At 59.6% G+C, this 19,834-nt stretch carries 8 protein-coding genes; 6 read left to right on the top strand and 2 right to left on the bottom strand.

Going from position 1 to position 19,834, the window contains the following annotated elements:
* Positions 1-69 precede the first annotated feature (69 nt).
* On the bottom strand, positions 70-10,539 hold the full coding sequence (locus B5525_RS24895) for a beta strand repeat-containing protein (RefSeq protein WP_154073413.1): 10,470 nt from the start codon (positions 10,537-10,539) through the stop codon (positions 70-72).
* A gap of 812 nt (positions 10,540-11,351) precedes the next feature.
* On the opposite strand from B5525_RS24895, the gene B5525_RS24885 reads away from it, so the two are divergent.
* From B5525_RS24885 to B5525_RS24860, 6 genes are all read left to right on the top strand, one after another.
* On the top strand, positions 11,352-12,497 hold the full coding sequence (locus tag B5525_RS24885; RefSeq protein ID WP_079568370.1) for an acyltransferase family protein: 1,146 nt from the start codon (positions 11,352-11,354) through the stop codon (positions 12,495-12,497).
* A 564-nt stretch (positions 12,498-13,061) separates the two neighbouring features.
* Complete coding sequence (gene tnpA, locus B5525_RS47930; protein ID WP_079568369.1) at positions 13,062-13,457, top strand: IS66-like element accessory protein TnpA; 396 nt, start codon at positions 13,062-13,064, stop codon at positions 13,455-13,457.
* Complete coding sequence (tnpB, locus tag B5525_RS24875; protein ID WP_079568368.1) at positions 13,454-13,801, top strand: IS66 family insertion sequence element accessory protein TnpB; 348 nt, start codon at positions 13,454-13,456, stop codon at positions 13,799-13,801. Before tnpA ends, tnpB begins: the two co-directional genes overlap by 4 nt.
* A gap of 94 nt (positions 13,802-13,895) precedes the next feature.
* Complete coding sequence (gene tnpC / locus B5525_RS24870; protein ID WP_154073874.1) at positions 13,896-15,533, top strand: IS66 family transposase; 1,638 nt, start codon at positions 13,896-13,898, stop codon at positions 15,531-15,533.
* Positions 15,499-16,176 (top strand): UPF0149 family protein, encoded by a 678-nt coding sequence (locus B5525_RS24865; RefSeq protein WP_079568366.1) that lies wholly within the window; start codon positions 15,499-15,501, stop codon positions 16,174-16,176. The genes tnpC and B5525_RS24865 overlap by 35 nt, the downstream gene beginning before the upstream one ends.
* A gap of 228 nt (positions 16,177-16,404) precedes the next feature.
* On the top strand, positions 16,405-17,424 hold the full coding sequence (locus B5525_RS24860) for an acyltransferase family protein (protein WP_079568365.1): 1,020 nt from the start codon (positions 16,405-16,407) through the stop codon (positions 17,422-17,424).
* On the opposite strand, the gene B5525_RS44375 is transcribed toward B5525_RS24860, so the two are convergent.
* Positions 17,408-19,672 (bottom strand): hypothetical protein, encoded by a 2,265-nt coding sequence (locus tag B5525_RS44375; protein WP_154073412.1) that lies wholly within the window; start codon positions 19,670-19,672, stop codon positions 17,408-17,410. The two genes, B5525_RS24860 and B5525_RS44375, sit on opposite strands and share 17 nt — an antisense overlap.
* Positions 19,673-19,834 lie beyond the last annotated feature (162 nt).

The following is a 19,834-nucleotide window of genomic DNA, read 5'->3' as shown; positions in this document are numbered from 1 at the left end:
GCGTACCTGCGGGCCACCGACTGCAACGCTGCTGTGACGAAGCTCGGCTGTCCGGGATTATTGATTTACTCAGGCATGCTGCTGGGTTGCAACCGGTTGGGTCAATGGCGGCGGCTGGCCAATTCCCGATTCAGAAATGCCAAGTGTGGACGGGCTACCGTCACTAAACGCCGAAGACGGAAATGCCGAGGCGATGTGTTGCGAAAATAGCGCCAATTGTTGGTTCAATGCGGTGTCGCTTTGGCTCGTTGGCAGCGGCGGGTCGATGAACGATGTTCCACCATTGCCATCGCTCGAAGCGGTGAAGTTCGCCAACGAATAATTGCCGAGAAGAGCAATGCTGTCCGTGTGGGTTCCATCACTGACCGTCAGCGTGCCGGGCCCGTTGTTGCCTGAATAGCCGAGTGTGGCACCCGCCCCAGCGGTGATGTTCGGCAGGTCGATCACGTCACCAATCGCAAGCTGCCCGCCGATCGAACCAGTGAAGCTCGCGGAATTATCGATCTTGAGCGTGCCGGCTGAGCCTGCGAATGTAATTGTTCCCGAATATGCACCGGTCAGTTCCACACTCGCACCCGCCCCGATTAAGAGGTTGCCAGCGCTAACAGTGCTCCCGGTGCCGGACGTGAACATGACCCCATCGCCATTCAGATCCTGGTGGAAGGTGGTCTCCAGCGCTTGCAGCGTTGTGTTGTTCCCCGATACGGCGGGGGTGAGATTCGACTGGTAATTGCCGTTACTGTCGGTGCGCCAGACCGTGTACAGACCGCTGTTAGGATCTTTCCACGCAACATCGTAACCGCCCGCCACCTGCACCGCGCCGATCGGCGTGTAGCCGCCGAACTCTCCAACGGTGACGGCCGCGCCGGCATATGTCAGTTCGGGGCCCGTGCCACCATTATAAAGATAGAAATTATTCCCGACTTCCGTGAGCGCGGTCGGCCCATCGGTCTGGATCACGGTAGTGACAACACCGATGGTACCATCGCCATTGAGGTCCTGCTGGAAGGTAGTCTCCAGCGCTTCCAACGCGGTGGTGTTTCCCGATACGGCGGGCGTCAGATTCGATTGGTATTTGCCGTTACTGTTAGTGCTCCACACCGTGTACAGACCGCTGTTAGGATCTTTCCACGCGACGTCGTAACCGCCTGCCACCTGCACCGCGCCGATCGGCGTGTAGCTGCCGAACTCGCCAACGGTGACGGCCGCGCCGGCATATGTCAGTTCGGGGCCCGTGCCACCATTGTAAAGATAAAAATTATTCCCGACTTCCGTGAGCGCGGTCGATCCATCGGTCCGGATCACGGTAGTGACAACACCGATGGTACCATCTCCATTGAGGTCCTGCTGGAAGGTAGTCTCCAGCGCTTCCAACGCGGTGGTGTTTCCCGATACGGCGGGCATAAGATTCGATTGGTATTTGCCGTTACTGTTGGTGCTCCACACCGTGTACAGACCGCTGTTAGGATCTTTCCACGCAACATCGTAACCGCCCGCCACCTGCACCGCGCCGATCGGCGTGTAGCTGCCGAACTGTCCAACGGTGACGGCCGCGCCGGCATATGTCAGTTCGGGGCCCGTGCCACCATTGTAAAGATAGAAATTATTCCCGACTTCCGTGAGCGCGGTCGATCCATCGGTCCGGATCACGGTAGTGACAATACCGATGGTACCATCGCCATTGAGGTCCTGCTGGAAGGTAGTCTCCAGCGCTTCTAACGCGGTGGTGTTTCCCGATACGGCGGGCGTGAGATTCGACTGGTAATTGCCGTTACTGTCAGTGCTCCACACCGTGTACTGACCGGTACTCGTGTTTTTCCACGCGACGTCGTAACCGCCTGCCACCTGCACCGCGCCGATCGGCGTGTAGCTGCCAAACTCGCCGGGAGTCACGAGCGTGCCACCATATCTAAGCGGAGGTCCCGATCCAACGCTGTTGTAAAGGAAATAGGTATTCCCAGCTTGCGTAAGGTGCGTCGTGGTGTCGATCTGCAGCGTTCCAGTGGGATTGGTCACCGCAGCGGAAAGGTTGGCGGCGTTGCCGGCGCCGTCCTTGACGGTCGCCGTGCCCAGATTGACGGCCGTCACCGCCAGATCGGCGGTGTTCTGGCCGGCAGCCACCGTGTAGCTGAAGGTCAGCGCATTGCTGCCGGTGCCGCCCGAATAGGTCGCGGTGCCACCGTCGTTGAGGGTCAGCGTCGGGGTACCGCCCGCAACCGTTACGGCCTCGCTCAAATTGAGCGTCAGCGTTACCACGCGGCCGGTTGGCAGGTCGCCGGACCCGGCTGTGATCCCGCTGCCCGACGCGACCACGGAGGACACTGTCGGCGTCGTAGTGTCGATCTGCGGACCCGTCTGGGTTAGTCCGGCCAACGACAGGTCGGCGTCAGTACCGCTGAATTGCACCGTCGCGCCGTTGAGGTTGACTGCCGTCACCGCCAGAGCCGCGATATTCTGACCAGTTGCAACCGTGTAGCTGAAGGTCAGCGCGTTGGTACCGGAGCCGCCGGTATAAGTCGCGGTACCGCCGTCGTTGAGCGTCAGCGTCGGGATGCCGCCTACAACCGTCACGGCATCATTCAGGCCGAGCGTCAGCGTAACCGTGTTTCCGGCGCGCAGGTCACCGGTCGACGGCGAGATCGCGAGCGAAATAAAGCTTGGCGGTGGGTCGATTCCCAACCCTGGGAACGAGGTCACGGCGCCCGAAAGATCGGCTGCGTTTCCAGCGCCGTCAGTTACAGTTGCTCCGCCCGGCAAATTGACTTGGGTAATTGCCAGAGTTGGAACGGTGGCGTCTGTCGGCGTGACTGTATAAATAAAGGTCAGCGCATTGGTGCCAGAACCGCCGATATAGGTCGCTGTGGCGCCGTCATTCAGGGTGAGCGTCGGCCTGCCAACAACTGTCACCGCCTCGCTCAGGTCGAGCGTCAGCGTGATCGTTGTACCCGGATTTGCAATGCCACTCCCCGGTGAGGCGACGACCTGCGTCACCGTCGGGGTTGTCGTGTCGATCTGCAGCGTGCCGGCCGGGGTCGTCACCGCGCCGGAGAGATTGGCGGCATTACCGGCGCCGTCCTTGACGGTCGCCGTACCCAGGTTGACCGCCGCCACCGCCAGGTCGGCCGTGTTCTGACCGGCCCCGACGGTGTAGCTGAAGGTCAGCGCATTGGTGCCGGTGCCGCCCGTATAGGTCGCGGTGCCACCATCGTTGAGGATCAGCGTCGGCGTGCCGCCCGCAACGGTCACTGCCTCGCTGAGGCTGAGCGTCAGCGTGACAACCTTGCCAGCCCCGAGATCACCGGAGCCGGCCGTGATGCCGGTGCCCGATGCCACCAGCGATGCTACCGTCGGCGCCGTGGTGTCGACCTGCAGAGTGCCGGTCGGATTGGTCACCGCACCGGTGAGATTGGCGGCATTGCCGGCGCCATCCTTGACGGTGGCCGTCCCTAGATTGACCGCGGTCACCGCCAGGTCGGCGGTGTTCTGGCCGGCAGCCACCGTGTAGCTGAAGGTCAGTGCATTGCTGCCGCTGCCGCCGGTGTAGGTCGCGGTGCCGCCGTCGTTGAGCGTCAGCGTCGGCGTGCCGCCCGCAATCGTCACCGCCTCGCTGAGGTTAAGCGTAAGGGTCACGACGCTTCCGGCCGCGAGGTCGCCCGCCCCGGCGGTGATGCCGGTGCCGGAGGCCACCAGCGACGCCACCGTCGGCGCAGTGGTGTCGATCTGCAGCGTGCCGGCCGGATTGGTCACAGCACCGCTGAGGTTGGCGGCATTGCCGGCGCCATCCTTGACGGTCGCCGTGCCCGGATTGAATGCCGTAACCGCCAAATCGGCAGTGGTCTGGCCGGCAGCCACCGTATAGCTGAAGGTCAGCGCGTTGGTGCCAGTGCCGCCGGTATAGGTCGCGGTGCCGCCGTCGTTGAGGGTCAGCGTCGGCGTGCCGCCCGCAACCGTCACGGCCTCGCTGAGGTTCACGGTCAGCGTCACCACGCTGCCGGCCGCAAGGTCGCCGGCGCCGGCCGTGATGCCGGTGCCCGATGCCACCACCGAAGCCACTGTCGGCGTCGTGGTGTCGATCTGAAGCGTGCCGGATGGATTGGTCACCGCGCCGGTGAGGTCGGCGGCGTTGCCGGCGCCGTCCTTGACGGTCGCCGTGCCGAGGTTAACCGCCGTCACCGCGAGGTCGGCCGTGTTCTGGCCGGCCCCGACGGTGTAGCTGAAAGTCAGCGCGTTGCTGCCGGTGCCGCCGGCATAGGTCGCGGTGCCGCCGTCGTTGAGCGTCAGCGTCGGCGTGCCGCCCGCGACCGTCACTGTCTCGCTGAGGTTCACGGTCAGCGTCACCACGCTGCCGGCCCCAAGGTCACCAGCACCGGCCGTGATGCCGGTGCCCGATGCCACCACCGAAGCGACTGTCGGCGTCGTGGTGTCGATCTGAAGCGTGCCGGATGGATTGGTCACCGCGCCGGTAAGGTCGGCGGCATTGCCGGCGCCGTCCTTGACGGTCGCCGTGCCCGGATTGAATGCCGTCACCGCCAGGTCGGCGGTGTTCTGGCCGGCCGCCACCGTGTAACTGAAGGTCAGCGCATTGGTGCCGGTCCCGCCGGTATAGGTGGCGGTGCCACCGTCGTTGAGGGTCAGGGTCGGAGTCCCGCCCGCAACCGTCACTGCTTCGCTGAGGTTGAGCGTCAGCGTGACAACCTTGCCAGCCCCGAGATCGCCGGCACCAGCCGAGATGCCGGTGCCGGATGCCACCAGCGACGCCACGGTTGGCGCCGTGGTGTCGATCTGCAAGGTGCCGGTCGGGTTGGTCACCGCACCCGTGAGATTGGCGGGATTGCTGGCGCCGTCCGTGACGGTCGCTGTGCCCAGATTGACCGCCGTTACCGCCAAATCGGCGGTGTTCTGGCCTGCCCCGACCGTGTAACTGAAGGTCAGTGCATTGGTGCCCGTACCGCCGGTATAGGTCGCGGTGCCGCCGTCGTTAAGGGTCAGCGTCGGAGTGCCGCCGGCAACCGTCACCGCCGCGCTCAAATTAACCGTCAGGGTCACCACACTACCAACCGCCAGGTCGCCCGCCCCGGCCGTGATGCCAGTGCCCGTCGCCACGAGCGACAACACGGTCGGCCCCGTGGAGGAGATCTGCAGCGTGCCGGCCGGATTGGTCACAGCACCGGTGAGGTTGGCGGCATTGCCGGCGCCGTCCTTGACGGTCGCCGTGCCCAGATTGACCGCCGTCACCGCCAGATCCGCGGTATTTTGGCCGGCTGCTACAGTGTAGCTGAAGGTCAGCGCGTTGGTGCCAGTGCCGCCAGTATAGGTCGCGGTGCCACCGTCGTTGAGGGTCAGCGTCGGCGTGCCGCCCGCAACCGTGACCGCCTCGCTGAGGTTCACGGTCAGCGTCACCACGCTGCCAGCCCCGAGGATGCCGGTGCCGGCGGTGATGCCGGTGCCAGATGCCACCACCGACGCCACCGTCGGCGCCGTGGTGTCGATTTGCAGGGTGCCGGATGGGTTGGTCACCGCACCGGCAAGATTGGCGGCATTGCCGGCGCCGTCGGTGACGGTTGCAGTACCGAGATTGACCGCCGTCACGGTCAGGTCGGCGGTGGTCTGGCCGGCCGCTACCGTGTAACTGAATGTCAGCGCATTGGTGCCGGTGCCGCCGGTATAGGTCGCGGTGCCGCCGTCGTTCAGCGTCATCGTCGGCGTGCCGCCCGCAACCGTCACCGCCTCGCTGAGGTTGAGCGTCAGCGTGACAACCTTGCCAGTCGTGAGATCGCCTGATCCAGCAGTGATGCCGGTGCCCGACGCCACCAGCGACGCCACCGTCGGGGCCGTGGTGTCGATCTGCAACGTGCCACCCGGGTTGGTCACCCCGCCAGTGAGGTCGGCGGCATTGCCCGCGCCATCCTTGACGGTGGCCGTGCCCGGATTGAATGCCGTCACCGCCAAATCGGCGGTGTTCTGGCCGGCCGCCACCGTGTAGCTGAAGGTCAGCGCATTGGTTCCGCTGCCGCCGGTATAGGTCGCTGTGCCGCCGTCGTTGAGCGTCAGCGTCGGACTCCCGCCCGCTACAGTCACTGCTTCGCTGAGGTTGAGGGTCAGCGTTACAACCTTGCCCACCCCGAGGTCGCCGGTGCCGGCGGTGATGCCGCTCCCGGACGCTACCAGCGACGCCACCGTCGGCGTCGTGGTATCGATTTGCGGGCCGGTCTGAGTAACGCCAGACAGCGAAACGCTGGCGGCGTGCCCACCGCTGTCCTGTATCGTCGCTCCGTTGAGGCTGATCGCCGTCGCCGCCAACGATCCCGTATTCTCGCCCGCCCCAACCGTGTAGCTGAAGGTCAGCGCGCTGGTGCCGGAGCCACCTGTGTAGGTCGCGGTGCCGCCGTCATTGAGCGTGAGCGTCGGGACGCCGCCCGCAACCGTCATCGCACCGCTGTAATTCAGCGTGAGCGTGATGGAGTTGCCGGCTTTCAGATCGCCAGATGACGGCGATTCGACAATTGAGGTTGGCGTCGTGCCAGTCGACAAAGTTGCGGCCACGACTGCAGTAATGATCCCTCCGTCCTGGTCCGCCGCTGATGCCCCTGCCACAAGCCCAGCCTGGGTCGCCGATACGACTTGGTATTCCGACAGGTAGTAATTACCGGTCGCATTGATGGTGTTCCATCCAGAGCCCGCGGTCGGGCTCGAGGTCGATCCAAAACGATAGGTAGCAAATATGAAATCGTTGGCGTTGCTAGTGGTCGCCGAGACGGTCGAGCTGTTAGAGGTCCCCGGTAGTGAGGCGTTGGTATCGAACGGTGAAGATGTGTTCGCGCCGCTAATGCCAAACGCATTCAAGTCGACGTAAGCGGCCGCGGCCGCAAAGTTGACTGTGATCGCATCAGATGGAAGAGCGTTCGGCGCAATCGCATAATATTGATACAGCGGGCCGCTCGCCGAACCGGCAACCGCCTTCAGCGTCCAAGTCAGACCAGCCGTGTCGGAAATCGAGCTGATCGACGTGCCATTTTCGAGAATGTTCAAAATTAAAACGTCGTTGGCGTTCGTCGTGGTCAACGTAACCTGGGCCGAAGACACGCCAAGCGCATTCGAGAAGCCGTTTCCGTCCACTCCCAACGGTTGCGCCGTGGTATTGATTTGCGGGCCAGCCTCGGTCAGGCCACTGAGCGAGGAATTGACGGCATTGCCAGCTGCGTCAGCAATCGTGGCACCGTTGAGATTAAAAGACGTCGCTGCCAGCGACGTAGTGACCTGACCGGCTCCTATCGTGTAGGTGAAGACTAAGTTGTTGCTGCCGGAGCCGCTGGCGTAGGTCGCCGTACCGCCGTCGTTGAGCGTCAGCGTCGGGGTGCCATTTGTTGTATTGACCGTTACTATCTCGCTCATGGCGAGCGTCAGCGTGACCGTGGTGCCGGTGTTAAGGTGGCCGGTTGAAGGAGATTCCAATACGGACGCTACCGTTGGTGTCGTCGTATCGATCTGCGGACCGGTCTGGGTTACGGAGTTCAGTGGCAGGTAGGCGGCATTTCCTCCGCTGTCCTGGATCGTCGCGCCGTTGAGGTTGATCGCGCTCGCGGCCAAGGAGGCCGTATTTTGCCCGGCCCCAACAGTGTAAGTGAAGCTCAGCGCATTGGTTCCGGAACCACCCGTATAAGTTGCGATGCCGCCATCGTTGAGCGAGAGCGTCGGGGTGCCGCCAGCGACAGTCACTGCCACGCTCATATCTAGCGTCAATGTGACGGTGTTTCCGGCGTTCAGATGTCCAGTTGTTGGCGTGGTAACGATGGCGGTGACCGCAGGCCCGGTAGGTTGCGCCTCCAATACTGCGTAACCTGAGCCCGCAAAGCCGACATATACCTGACCAAAAATGTTGGGATCGCCTGAAATCGTCTTGATGGTATCGAGACTGTTGTTCGCGTAGGTTCCGATCTGGGTCCAGGACTGGGCGTTGTTGACGGATTGCCAGATGCCATAGACGTTATTGACATAGCCAACGATATATATGGCGGGATATCCGCCCGCGGTTGCCGGCGCGCCGAATCCGAAGCAAGTAACGTTCATCACGTTGGGAACGGCTGTCCAGGCGGCGCCGCCGTTGGTCGAAACCATAAAGGGATTTAGTGTGCCTGGGCCAGTACCTTGGTTTCCGCCGGTAAAAAACAGGTTGCCGGCCTCACCGGGGACCGACATGATCTCATTATTGTACCAGTTAAACGGGGTGATATAGCCGTTCCACTGACTGCCAAATCCATCATTGCCGTTATAGACTTGGGTCCATGATGCCCCACCATCGGTGGATTTGTAGACGCCATTTCCCGGATAATAGAGATAGAACGTATTGGGAGACACGCGGTCGGCGGTGACGGAGCGCTCGTCGAGGTAATAGGAGCCTTCAAAACCGCTCCAGCTGCTCACCCCCGGCAAAGTGATGGGGTGCCAGCTCACGCCACCGTCGAGGGTGTAATAAGGTTGGACTCCATCCCCTGGCGCGTCGATAATGTTTTGTGGCGTGCTAGCGGCGATGGTTCCTCCATTTGCCTGGCCCGGAAATACCGGCTCACTTGCAAAGTTGCTCCAGGTCTGGCCGCCATCGGTCGAGTAGACCGCAACTCCGTTTTGGACGAGACCCGTGACGAAGCTCGGATTTGACGACGCATAATCGACCGACCATCCAGCATCGATATTGACGCTGTCGACAGGGCCGTAGGTCGAGGGATAGGCGTTGAGATTGCTGATGTAAAAGAAAGGACGATCCCAGGACGCCAGAACCGGATTGCCACCTGGCGGCACAATGATTTCATTGGCGACCAGCTGCTCGATACCGACACTTTGGTCAATCCAGGTGATCGGCGTAAAGCCTCCAACGTTGGCCGGGATCGTCGTATTCCAGACGCCCGTGCCGGCCGATGCGATGAGCTGGTTCGGTACCAGTGGGTTAAAAGACACTCCGCCAATGGTCAGAAAATTGAAATTGGGGCCTGTATTAGCACCTTGCAACCAGGGGATGTCGGTGGCGCTGACCTGGTTACTGTTCCAATCAATGCCGCTCCAGGTTGCGCCGCCATTGTAAGTTACACTGAGAGTTCCTCCTGGCGACACCACAACGATTTCATTGGGATTTGAGGGATTCACGGCAACTGCTTGAATGCCCTGCCCGTTCATCCCGGTTGGCTGTTCAGTCCACTGACCGTTCGCGTAACTCCAAAGGTTATTGCCGTCAGAAGCGTAATAAATGCCGGTCGACGAGACAGCCGCGTCTGTTACGGTCGTCGGTCCGCCGCTGAGCAGCGTCCATGAGGCACCCCCGTTGGTGCTCATATAGACGCCGTTGCCGTTGCTCTCCGCAAAGATCGTTTGGGTGACGCCGTTAACGACGCCGCCGACGGCAGGATCGAACAACATACCTGTGATCCCGATAGGAGAATTGCCGCTGTCCAGCCCGGTCGCGGCTGGAAACTGGCTTACCTGTTGCCAGGTGGTTCCTCCGTTTGTGGTCACCCACAGGCCGTTCGACGGTGTCCCAACATAAACGATATTTGGGTTGTTTGGATCGATAGCCATCTTCTGCCCGTATTGGGCAGTACCCCCGTTTGGATAGGCATTGACCTGAGCAAATGAAGTTTGCGTCCATGTCGTTCCCCGGTTCGTGCTCTTGAACACGTAGCCGTCGTACATCATGTAAAGAACTTGGGTATTGCTATCGGCAATCTGAATTTCGTAGACCCCTTGCGCGGTGTCTCCGGTATTTTGAGTTGCCGCCACAAATGCCGCTGGCATGCTCGTGGCGGTGACGAGCTGCACCCACTGGGTGCCGTTCCAAAGATAGGCGCCGTAGGAATCGGTGCGGCCAACCATGGTTCCGTCGGGCGCGATGTCAAAGTTTCGAATGTAACCGCCCGCGCCCACCTTAAGCGTTTGCCAGTTTGTGTTCACTGCTGGATCGACAACGATCGTGCCGCCATTGCCGTCGCTCGAGAGAGTCCATGTCGAAGACAGGTAGTCGCCCTGCAACGCGACGTCGGCGGTGTGCATTCCATCCGTAATCGTGAGGGTACCACCAGCGGTGTTACCCAGGAACGTTACCTGGGTCTGTACTCCATAGTTCACGTCGGCAAGGTCGATCCCGTCAGATCCCGCCAGTCCCGTGACTACACCCGTGAAGGCGAGTGAGTTATCGAGCTTGAGAGTGCCGGTCGTCCCCGTGAAATTCACGGACTGCGCGCTAACTCCGGCGATTTCGACGCTGGCGCCGTCCGCGATCGTCACCGCGGGTGCGATTTCGACGCTGGGCGATGTCATTGCGGCTTGGACGATTTCCAACGTATCAACCGCAGTCGCATCGCGATTATTGAGCGCGGCCGAAGCACCATTGGGCGATACCAAAGCGGAACCGGCCGGAGCGCCGACAGTTACGGGGTTGTTCGCTATGGCCTGTTCATACCACGCCAGCGGATCGCTATCAGAAACGCCGTCGTCGAGCGCTTGCTGATTTTTCAGCCGCTGGGAGAAATTGCTAGATGGCAGCTTCAACACGATGGCCTCATCGATCGGAGATGTCCGGGGCCTGCTGGCGCGAATGCCTTCAGACCACGGCCGACGCTAGAGAGCACGTGTTTAAGAGTGGTTCGGATGGAACCGAAGAATTGATGAGTAGTTTTAAGGCGATAGTTGGCATCTTGGTAATAGAGGTGCAATATTACCTTGTCCTTCGCGAGCAAACCGGCCGGTTTGTCAGCCCGGGTGTCTCCGCGGCCTAGGCGCGACCTGGTGATGCTCCGATGCAAAATAAGACCTACTTTCCCCAAGTTTGATCCGATTCAAAAGCTATTTGTCAAAAATCGTCGAACACGCCAGGCGGATAAGTCCTGCGGCTCGCAAATCGACAAAAACCGATAAGTCTCGTGAAGTCCCCGAAACCGTCCGCCCCCATAGCGCCGTCCCGCACGGCCCTAGTCAATACGGTTAACGACAGCCTAAGGCTTTTTCTTGACTTGTCAGCTGATTGGCCACACCCCATTAAGCGGTTGAAAAGAATGACCAATGTTGGGGCAGAGAAGTGAGGCGCCAGGGTTTAGGGCATTTATGCGTCGACAGTAGTGCGACTCATCTTCGATGCCGACCTGAATCCGGCACGCAAATTGAATCCGTTACGTCGATCTCGGCCCGATTCTGGAATATCGTCTTTGGATGGAATATCGAGACCAGAGAATACTCAGACGTAACGCTAGTGATTACGAAATGTAGATTTCCTGTTTTTGATTTGGACTAGCGCAGCGCGGAAGATCTACTCGCGCGTGCCTCTAGGGCCGGACAGCAAATCGGACGATGGTCCAGGATAAAGTATTATGAGCAAAGAAGTCGTCACGATCCAATATTTGCGGGGGGGCGCGGCAATCATGGTCGTTCTCCATCATATGCTAAGCCCGACCACCGAGATCGACTATATCGCCATTCCAGGCCTGGGACGATTTGGCGTCGAGATCTTCTTTGTCATCAGCGGGTTCATCATGTGGCACACAACGGCCACTTCGGACATTTCGTCGATCGAATTCTGGCGTCGCCGGGTTGTTCGCATTGTACCGCTGTACTGGTTCTTTCTCTCCCTACTCGTGCTAACTGCGCTGCTGTTTCCCCAACTATTCCACTCAACGGCGATAACGCCGGAGAACGTGACGAAATCTTTTTTATTCATTCCACACTTTCACGTCGTGCAGACAGGATTGATCGCACCAATCCTTATTCCCGGCTGGTCGCTCGACTACGAAATGTTTTTTTATCTCGTGTTTGGACTTGTCATGTTCCTCCCGTCGCGGGGGCTTCGGGCCACTATCCTCGGACTTTGTCTTTCAGGTCTTGTCTTGCTGGGCTTTGCACTTCAGCCGACGGGCGCCCTGCTTTCAACCTATACCAACCCCGACCTGCTCAAGTTCCTCGATGGTATTGTCCTTGCAGTCATCTACCGGGCCGGCTGGTTGAATTTTCCAAAATTGGGATCCGCCTTGATCGCAGCGGGTATTCTCCTTTCCTTATTTGCGGCTCCCACCAGCAGCTTTGCCAGGCTCGATGACTTGCTAGGTTTCTCGGCAACGTCAATTGTCGCTGGCGCACTTGCTATGGAGGCAGGCGCAAAGCGCCGTCCAAATTTGGTGTTTCTCGCCATTGGAAGCGCGTCGTATTCGATTTATTTGAGCCACCTGTTTTTCTTGAGAGCGACGGAACTAGTTGGGCAACGTCTGTCGCTCTTTGGAGTGAGCAAGGCGTTTGATGCAACCTACATCGTCATCGCGCTGACATTGTCGATCGTCGGAGGGATCTGCATACATTACTTTGTCGAGCGGCCAATCTTATCGCTCCGCCATCGGCGGCGAAGCGTGATTCTGACGGATCTAACTCCATTTGGCAGTCCGCATGGTGATACATCACAAGCTCGACCCGTCATGCTCACTTCGGTGGCGGACGGCCAAGTCATCCCGAAGAATAAACCAAATTAATGCGGCGCCCTTCATGCCGATATCGCTAATTTTAGCTTTACTTTTTCGCTGAGATCAGAGGAGGAAAGTTGCATTCGCAGTTGGCAACCGGTAGCGCCCTCCGCAGCGCATGGGCCAGCCCAATTATCCCCTTGAGCAAGCCGGAGCGACCTTGTCCCCACGCGGCCGCAGCCGCTTCAGCACGGTCCCGAACTTTTCGGACTGCACGCATGGCGGCGTCATCGCCGCCGCATCGGGCGTGGGCATGATTTCGGGTTGTTCTGCCTTGCACGCCATCCAATAACCGTTCTCAAATTTGGATTCCGCTGGCGAGCAATCTTCGTTATGGCAGCACGGAAATCGCGATTACTCGCCATCATCCACGTGCTGTAGAACTTCTCATAGATTTCCATCTCCTGTGGCGTGCCCGTGGTATATCTCCATCTCTATCCTCCCTGTTAGGATGGCTACGATCACAATCGCCACGTATCTTAAATAGCTCGTAACCCTCCGGTGAGGGCCGCCTTCCGGGCTGCACTTTGCCTGCGATAGTTTGCTGATTGATTTGCAAGCAAATGAGCAAACGTGAGCAAGGTTTCGATTCTGTCGGGTCCGGAGCGACGGCGGCGTTGGACGCCGGCCGAGAAACGTCGGATCGTCGAGGAAAGTCTTGCGCCTTGTGCCAGCGTTATCGAAGTGGCACGCCAGCATGATGTGCATCCCAATTTGCTGACGGTTTGGCGGCGACAGGCCCGAACGGGTTCATTAGGAGCCGTGGGGGCGCCGCGGCAGGAGAGCGAGGTGCAATTTGCGGCTGTCTCGGTTGCGCCGGAGCCGTCGGCATGGGCGGCTTGTGCCGGAACTGGCGGGACGATCGAGATCGCGTTTGCCAGCGGGGTGCAACTTCGGATCACGGGCGCGGTCGATCCCGCGACGTTGACGGCGGCGGTGGCTGCGCTGTCGGGTGGACGGGCCCGATGATCCCGTTGCCGAGCGGGGTTCGGGTGTGGCTTGCCACCGGCCATACCGATATGCGGAAGGGCTTCGCCAGCCTGGCGCTTCTGGTGCAGGAGGTGCTGAAGCGCGATCCGCTGAGCGGCCATTTGTTCTGCTTCCGGGGCCGGCGCGGCGATCTGTTGAAGGTGATTTGGCATGACGGCCAGGGTGCCTGTCTGTTCACCAAGCGTCTGGAACGCGGCCGGTTCCTGTGGCCGAGCGTGGCCGACGGCGTCGTGACGATCTCACCGGCACAACTCGGCTATCTGTTGTCCGGGATCGACTGGCGTCATCCGCAGGAGAGCTGGCGTCCGACCTCGATGGGATGAGGATTCTGCTTGCGGCGGCCGATGGATGTGATTCCATCGGACCGTGACCGATACATCTGAATCGCTCCCCACCGATCTTGCTGCTGCGCATGCGATGATCATCGCCGAGCGCGCCGCACGGGTTGAGGCGGAAGCGCTGGCGGCAAGGGCGCAGGCTGCGGCGGTGAATGCCGAGGCCGAGGCCGCCAATGCGAGAGCGGACCTGTCGAGCACGGAAGCGCTGATCAGCCACTACAAGCTCGAGATCGAGAAGCTGCGTCGCCAGCTTTATGGCACCCGTTCCGAACGCACGGCACGCCTGCTGGAGCAGATGGAGCTTCAGCTTGAGGAATTGGAAGCAACCGCCACCGAGGATGAACTGGCGGCCGAGCAGGCGGCGGCCAGATCCCAGGCCGTCCAGTCGTTCCAGCGCAAGCGGCCATCGCGCAGGCCGTTCCCCGACCACCTGCCGCGCGAGCGCGTGGTGATTCCGGCGCCGGCCAGCTGTCCCTGCTGCGGCTCGGACCGGCTGTCGAAGCTTGGCGAAGACATCACCGAGACGCTGGAAGTTGTTCCGCAGCAGTGGAAGGTGATCCGGACCGTGCGCGAGAAGTTCTCCTGTCGGGCCTGCGAGACGATCGCCCAGCCTCCGGCGCCGTTCCATGTGACGCCGCGCGGCTTCGCCGGGCCGAGCCTGCTGGCGATGATCCTGTTCGAGAAGTACGGCCAGCATCAGCCCTTGAACCGGCAGAGCGAGCGCTATGCCCGGGAAGGCGTCGATCTGAGCTTGTCGACGCTGGCCGACCTTGTCGGGGCCTGCACGACCGTGCTGCAGCCACTGCACGCACTGATCGAGGCACATGTGCTCGGTGCCGAGCGCCTGCACGGCGACGACACACATGTACCGATCCTGGCGAAGGGCAAGACGATCAAGGGACACATCTGGACCTATGTCCGCGACGACCGCCCCTTTGGCGGCCGGGCGCCGCCGGCGGCGCTGTATTATGCCTCACGCGACCGGCGGCACGAACATCCCCTGCGGCATCTTCGGGGCTTCGCCGGCATCCTGCAGGCCGATGCCTACAACGGCTACAACGAGTTGTACGATCCCTCGCGCGCGAAGGGGCCGATCACGTCGGCGCTGTGCTGGGCTCATGCCAGGAGGCAGTTCTTCGAGCTGGCGGACATCGGTGCCAATGCAAGGCGGGGCAAGAATGCAGGAGCGATCTCGCCGATCGCGCTGGAGGCAGTCAGGCGGATTGACGCCCTGTTCGAGATCGAGCGCGGCATCAACGGGGTTGCCGCTGCCGAGCGGCTGCGCATCCGTAAGGAGCAGAGCGCGCCGCTCCTGGAGGCTCTGGAAGCCTGGCTGCGCGAGCAGCGTGGCCGCCTGTCGCGCTCGGCCTCGGTTGCCGAGCCGATCGACTATATGCTCAAGCGATGGGATCGGTTCGCTCACTTTATCAATGACGGCAGGGTCTGCCTGACCAACAACGCAGCCGAACGGGCCTTGCGCGGCTTTGCCCTGGGCCGCAAATCCTGGCTGTTCGCCGGCTCCGATCGTGGTGCCGAGCGTGCTGCCGCCATGGCGACCCTGATCATGACGGCCAAGCTCAACGACATCGACCCACAGGCCTGGCTTGCCGACGTGCTTGCCCGGATCGCCAACCTCCCTCAGGGACGGCTTCATGAACTGCTGCCATGGAATTGGAACGCCCATGTCCGGACTGTCGCGCCACATCAAGCAGCTTGACGAGGAACTGCTCGCCCTCGGCGAGGAAACGATGCTGCTCGAAGAGCTTGATGGCTTCATCGCCGGCCTGCTGGCGTGCCCGGAGCTGATCATGCCCGGCGACTGGCTTCCGCTCGTGTGGCATGAGGACGGCGCTGACCAGCAGCCGGTCTTCGAAGACCTTGACCATGCCAACCGTGTTCTCGGTCTCGTCATGGAGCATTACAACAACGTCGCGCGCACACTGATGGAGCGTCCAGACCGCTATAGCCCATTGTTCTCCGTCGACACTCGCAACGGCGATATCCTCTGGGAGCTGTGGATCGAGGGCTTCGAGAAGGCCGTCGCGCTACGCCCGCCAGCCTGGACGAAGCTGCTCGACGCCGATGTGGATACGGCGGCGGCAATGAGCGGAATGCTTCTGCTCGCGGACATCGCCCGAGGAGAAAAGGAGGTGGACGACTGTGATGCGCTCATGGCGGCCGCACCCGACAAGATCGCCGACTGGGTCGTCATCCTCAACGAATGGCGCCTTGCCAACACCGAACCAGTGCAGGGCAGCGACCCAAGGGTCATCGCATCCCCGAGAAAAAAGGTTGGTCGCAACGAGCCATGCCCATGCGGCTCAGGCAAGAAATACAAGAAATGCTGCGGGCTCAATTGATCGCCACCGCGGCCCTCACCGGAGGGTTACAATAGCTCGCTATTCATGGCTCCTGATTAATTGAACCTTTTTGGGATTGGGGGCTTGGCGGAGGATGGGACGTAGGGTAGTTTCTTCAGGATGGATTACAAGCTGTCGCATATATTCCCGAACGCCATGTTGATCGCGGTTGTGGATGCGATGTTCCGAAAATGATGACATGAGACCTCCCCCGGGCACTTCCGCACGGTGAAAAACTACTTTTACGGCATCGACGTTCTGCGCTTTCTTGCGGCGTTCTTAGTCGCCGGTTTTCATCTCGGTTACTTGAACGACATTGCGGACTTCACGCCGGTCTGGCTCGTCACATGGTTCGGCTGGATCGGCGTCGAGGTATTTTTCGTTATCTCTGGTTTTGTCATTGCCAATTCTGCGAACGGCAAAACACCTGCCCAATTCCTGAGAGGCCGAGCGCTGCGGCTTTATCCGGCTGTCTGGTTCTGTGCGACGCTGACGCTGATAGTGAGGTCGTTTAGCGAAACTGACTTACTGCCAGCCTATCTTAGATCAATAATGCTGATTCCGAAGGGGCCATGGATCGACGATGTCTATTGGACTCTTGCAGTAGAAGTCGGCTTCTACTGCCTGGTCTTCCTACTGCTATTGGCGCGCATGTTTTCGCAGTTAAGTCGCGCGGCATTGGCACTCACGCTATTCAGCTCAATATCGCTCATAATCCTCGCGACGAAATATGGCCCGGTTGGATTGGTCGAACGCGGTAACGTATTGCTAGCACGTCACGGTTGCTTTTTTGCGCTGGGAGCATGGATCTGGATATCGACTACGCGACGATTATTACCCTGGGAGCGCATTGCATTGACGGTCGCGATTGTCGCCTGCATCGGCGAAATTTACTTGCGTGGGCGGGAATTTCTTCCTGCCGGCAAAATGGAGTGGATGCTATCCCCGGTCGTCGTGTGGTTCGCAGCCGTCGCCTGCATCTTCATATTCTCCCGACCGGGTAAGCCCATTTCCGAGGCAGCCTCACGGCGCATCCGGACTCTTGGCTTGATGACTTATCCACTATATCTCGTTCACCATATCGTCGGGCTTACGATTGAGCGACATTTCCTTTTTGCCGGAAAATGGTTCGCTCTTGTTGTTAGCGTGCTTTCAGCCATCGCCATCAGTTGGATAGTTTGTGCATTATGGGAGCCATCGATCAAGCGCTTAATGCGCCGTGACTGGAACTTTACACATACCTCTTGAAGCCTCCATTGATGAAGGATATCGAGCATCGCCCGTCAACCGCCGGATCACCAGCCACACCAACAATGGGAGCAAACCATCCCTCGGGATAGTTTGTGCCATCTGCGTTCGTCATGAGCGTCCACGTTCCCGATCCGGTAGCCGGATTGAAGTTGATGCATTTGTAAACGCCGAAGATACCTGTGCTAACCCGATAAGCAGCGAGATAGATCGTCGGGTACGATTGCCCCGAAACAACCGTGCCGAAGCCGAAATCGTTGATGGTATTGAAGTCATGGAGTGCCGAACTCCAGGTAACCGCCGAGTTCGTGGACCAGAACAATTGGTCCCCCGGTATGGGGTACGGGATCTCACCAAAACCAGTTGCCCAGAAAATGTGTCCAGGATTTCCGGGGACGCATTTGGCACGGCTTAATCCGGTCCCAATACGAGCCTTAAAGCTGGAAATTTTGGTAAATGTTGCTCCGGAGTTAGTTGAAGAATACCAGCCATCAGTAGTTGAATACATATAGAACTTGTTGGCAGTCACCCGATCCGCACAAACGAAAATACTGTTGTCGAACGGGAAATTGCTAAACCCCCTACCGGCATAGGTGCAACTGGTCCATGTGTTTCCATTATCCGTGGTGTAGGCGGGCGAAGTGCTGGAACACATCACGACATGGTTCGTCGTGGTGGACGAAGCTATGCACCCGCCGTTGAGGACGTTCGTAAACGGATTCACGCCGCTGGAGTTCGCGAATATGGTCCAGCTAACTCCGCCGTCAGATGACCAAAAACCTCCGACGGAAGTGATGGCAGTCAGGAAGGAAGTGGTGCCAGATGCGTATTCTATATTCCAGCCGCGAACGCCGTTGATGCCATAATTCGGCATCGGTCCGTTAAAATCGGTGGTGGGTCCATAGTACGCGGGGTAGGCAGAAGGGTTGGACGAGTAGTTCGGGAAGTTCCAGATCGGCAAATCCCATGCGGTACCGATCGGATTCCCGCCCGGTGGGTGGATGATGTAAGTGGTGTCGAGAGCCTCGGTTCCGCGTGAGAAACTTTGCCACGTTATCGCACTAGATGGGGTCGCGAACGGACTGGTCGATTTCAGAATCCCAAAGCCGTGCGACGCGTACAGATTTGATGACGAGTCAAATGCAAAAGCCCCCATCGAAATTCCGTAGGATCCTGGAGAATACCCTGCCGTCGGCGGCGGCGCGTATCCAGCAGCTTTCCATCCCTGTGTCGGCCCCCAACCCATCCATGCGGCGTCATTGGCTGTGGTGACGGTGGTCGATATCTCCCTTACCGTCCAAGAGGAGCCGCCGTCTGTGGAAAGGTAGGTTCTGCCTTGCGAGCTGCTGGTGGCCACGTTCGAAGCATTGTTGGGATCGACAGCTATAGGCCCCGGATTGTCGCTTAATGAATTAACCGACCAACCTTTGCCAGACGTCCAAGTGGTGATGTGGCTTCCGTCTGTGATCCACAACTTGCCGTTTTGGTCCACGATCATTTGATAAAAAGTAGTTGGCATATTCGCGGTGTTCAGGAAGGTCCAGGTGGTGCCGCCATCGGTGGAATGAAAAACTCCGTGGCCATTCGAGCAGGCAAAAACTCCTTCCGTGAACCCGCCGGTTGTTGGGGATGTCGGGTCGAATGCAATTGCGATACCCTGGGTGGCGGCAGAAGGAACTGTTCTGTCGGTGGTCCACGACGTGCCACTGTTGCTTGTTTTTTGAAGCCCTGTTCCCGGAGTACCTACGAAACAGATGGTGTCGTTGACCGGATCGACGGCCATCTTGTAGTTCTTGTTCGCATCGCTGGCATTCGCATCGAAAGTGACCGAAGGGAAATTGGTCAACTGAGTCCAAGTGCCGCCGCTGTTCGTAGAAACGAATGCAGCGTTGCAGTACATCATGTAAAGTTTGGTGGTGAGGCTGGGACATATCCGTGCTTCCCAAACACCTACAACCGGCTTGGCGCCGAAAGGGTTCGTGACAAAGGCACGCGGCATTGAATACGCACTAATCAGCGGCAGCCACTTATTTTGACTGTTGTTGAAAAGCCAAAGCGCGGGGTACGTATCGCTTCGGACCAACAGGGTGTTATTGGACTGGACGATATCAATCCCGCGCATGAACCCGCCACCACCGACTAGCAGGGTATTCCAGGTGGAAGCGGAGACAGCAGCAGCCGAGCCGCGCAATAAACGCGACTGCGAAACGTCAGGAAGAAACAGCGCGGCCGCCGCCGCGCCCATCATGAAATGCCTTCGCAACATTTAAAAGCCTAACTCTCTGATTCAGCGTGAGATCAGATGCATACCGACATTGGACATGCTAAGATAACGATGCTGGAATCTCCAGAGCATAAAGCTGCTTTCCGCGCCGCGGCGGATTAATCTATCAAACGCTCATCTGAGGAC

Origin of the sequence: Bradyrhizobium erythrophlei, assembly GCF_900129505.1 — a bacterium.
Classification (GTDB): Bacteria; Pseudomonadota; Alphaproteobacteria; order Rhizobiales; family Xanthobacteraceae; genus Bradyrhizobium; species Bradyrhizobium erythrophlei_D.
This window is presented reverse-complemented; position numbering and strand designations above follow the sequence as displayed.

Excerpts from the sequence above, each read along its gene's own strand:
- B5525_RS24885 (WP_079568370.1), top strand. The coding sequence starts at position 11,352 with ATGAGCAAAGAAGTCGTCACGATCCAATATTTGCGGGGGGGCGCGGCA.
- tnpB (WP_079568368.1), top strand. The coding sequence starts at position 13,454 with ATGATCCCGTTGCCGAGCGGGGTTCGGGTGTGGCTTGCCACCGGCCAT.
- tnpC (WP_154073874.1), top strand. The coding sequence starts at position 13,896 with ATGATCATCGCCGAGCGCGCCGCACGGGTTGAGGCGGAAGCGCTGGCG.
- B5525_RS24865 (WP_079568366.1), top strand. The coding sequence starts at position 15,499 with ATGTCCGGACTGTCGCGCCACATCAAGCAGCTTGACGAGGAACTGCTC.
- B5525_RS44375 (WP_154073412.1), bottom strand. The coding sequence starts at position 19,672 with ATGATGGGCGCGGCGGCGGCCGCGCTGTTTCTTCCTGACGTTTCGCAG.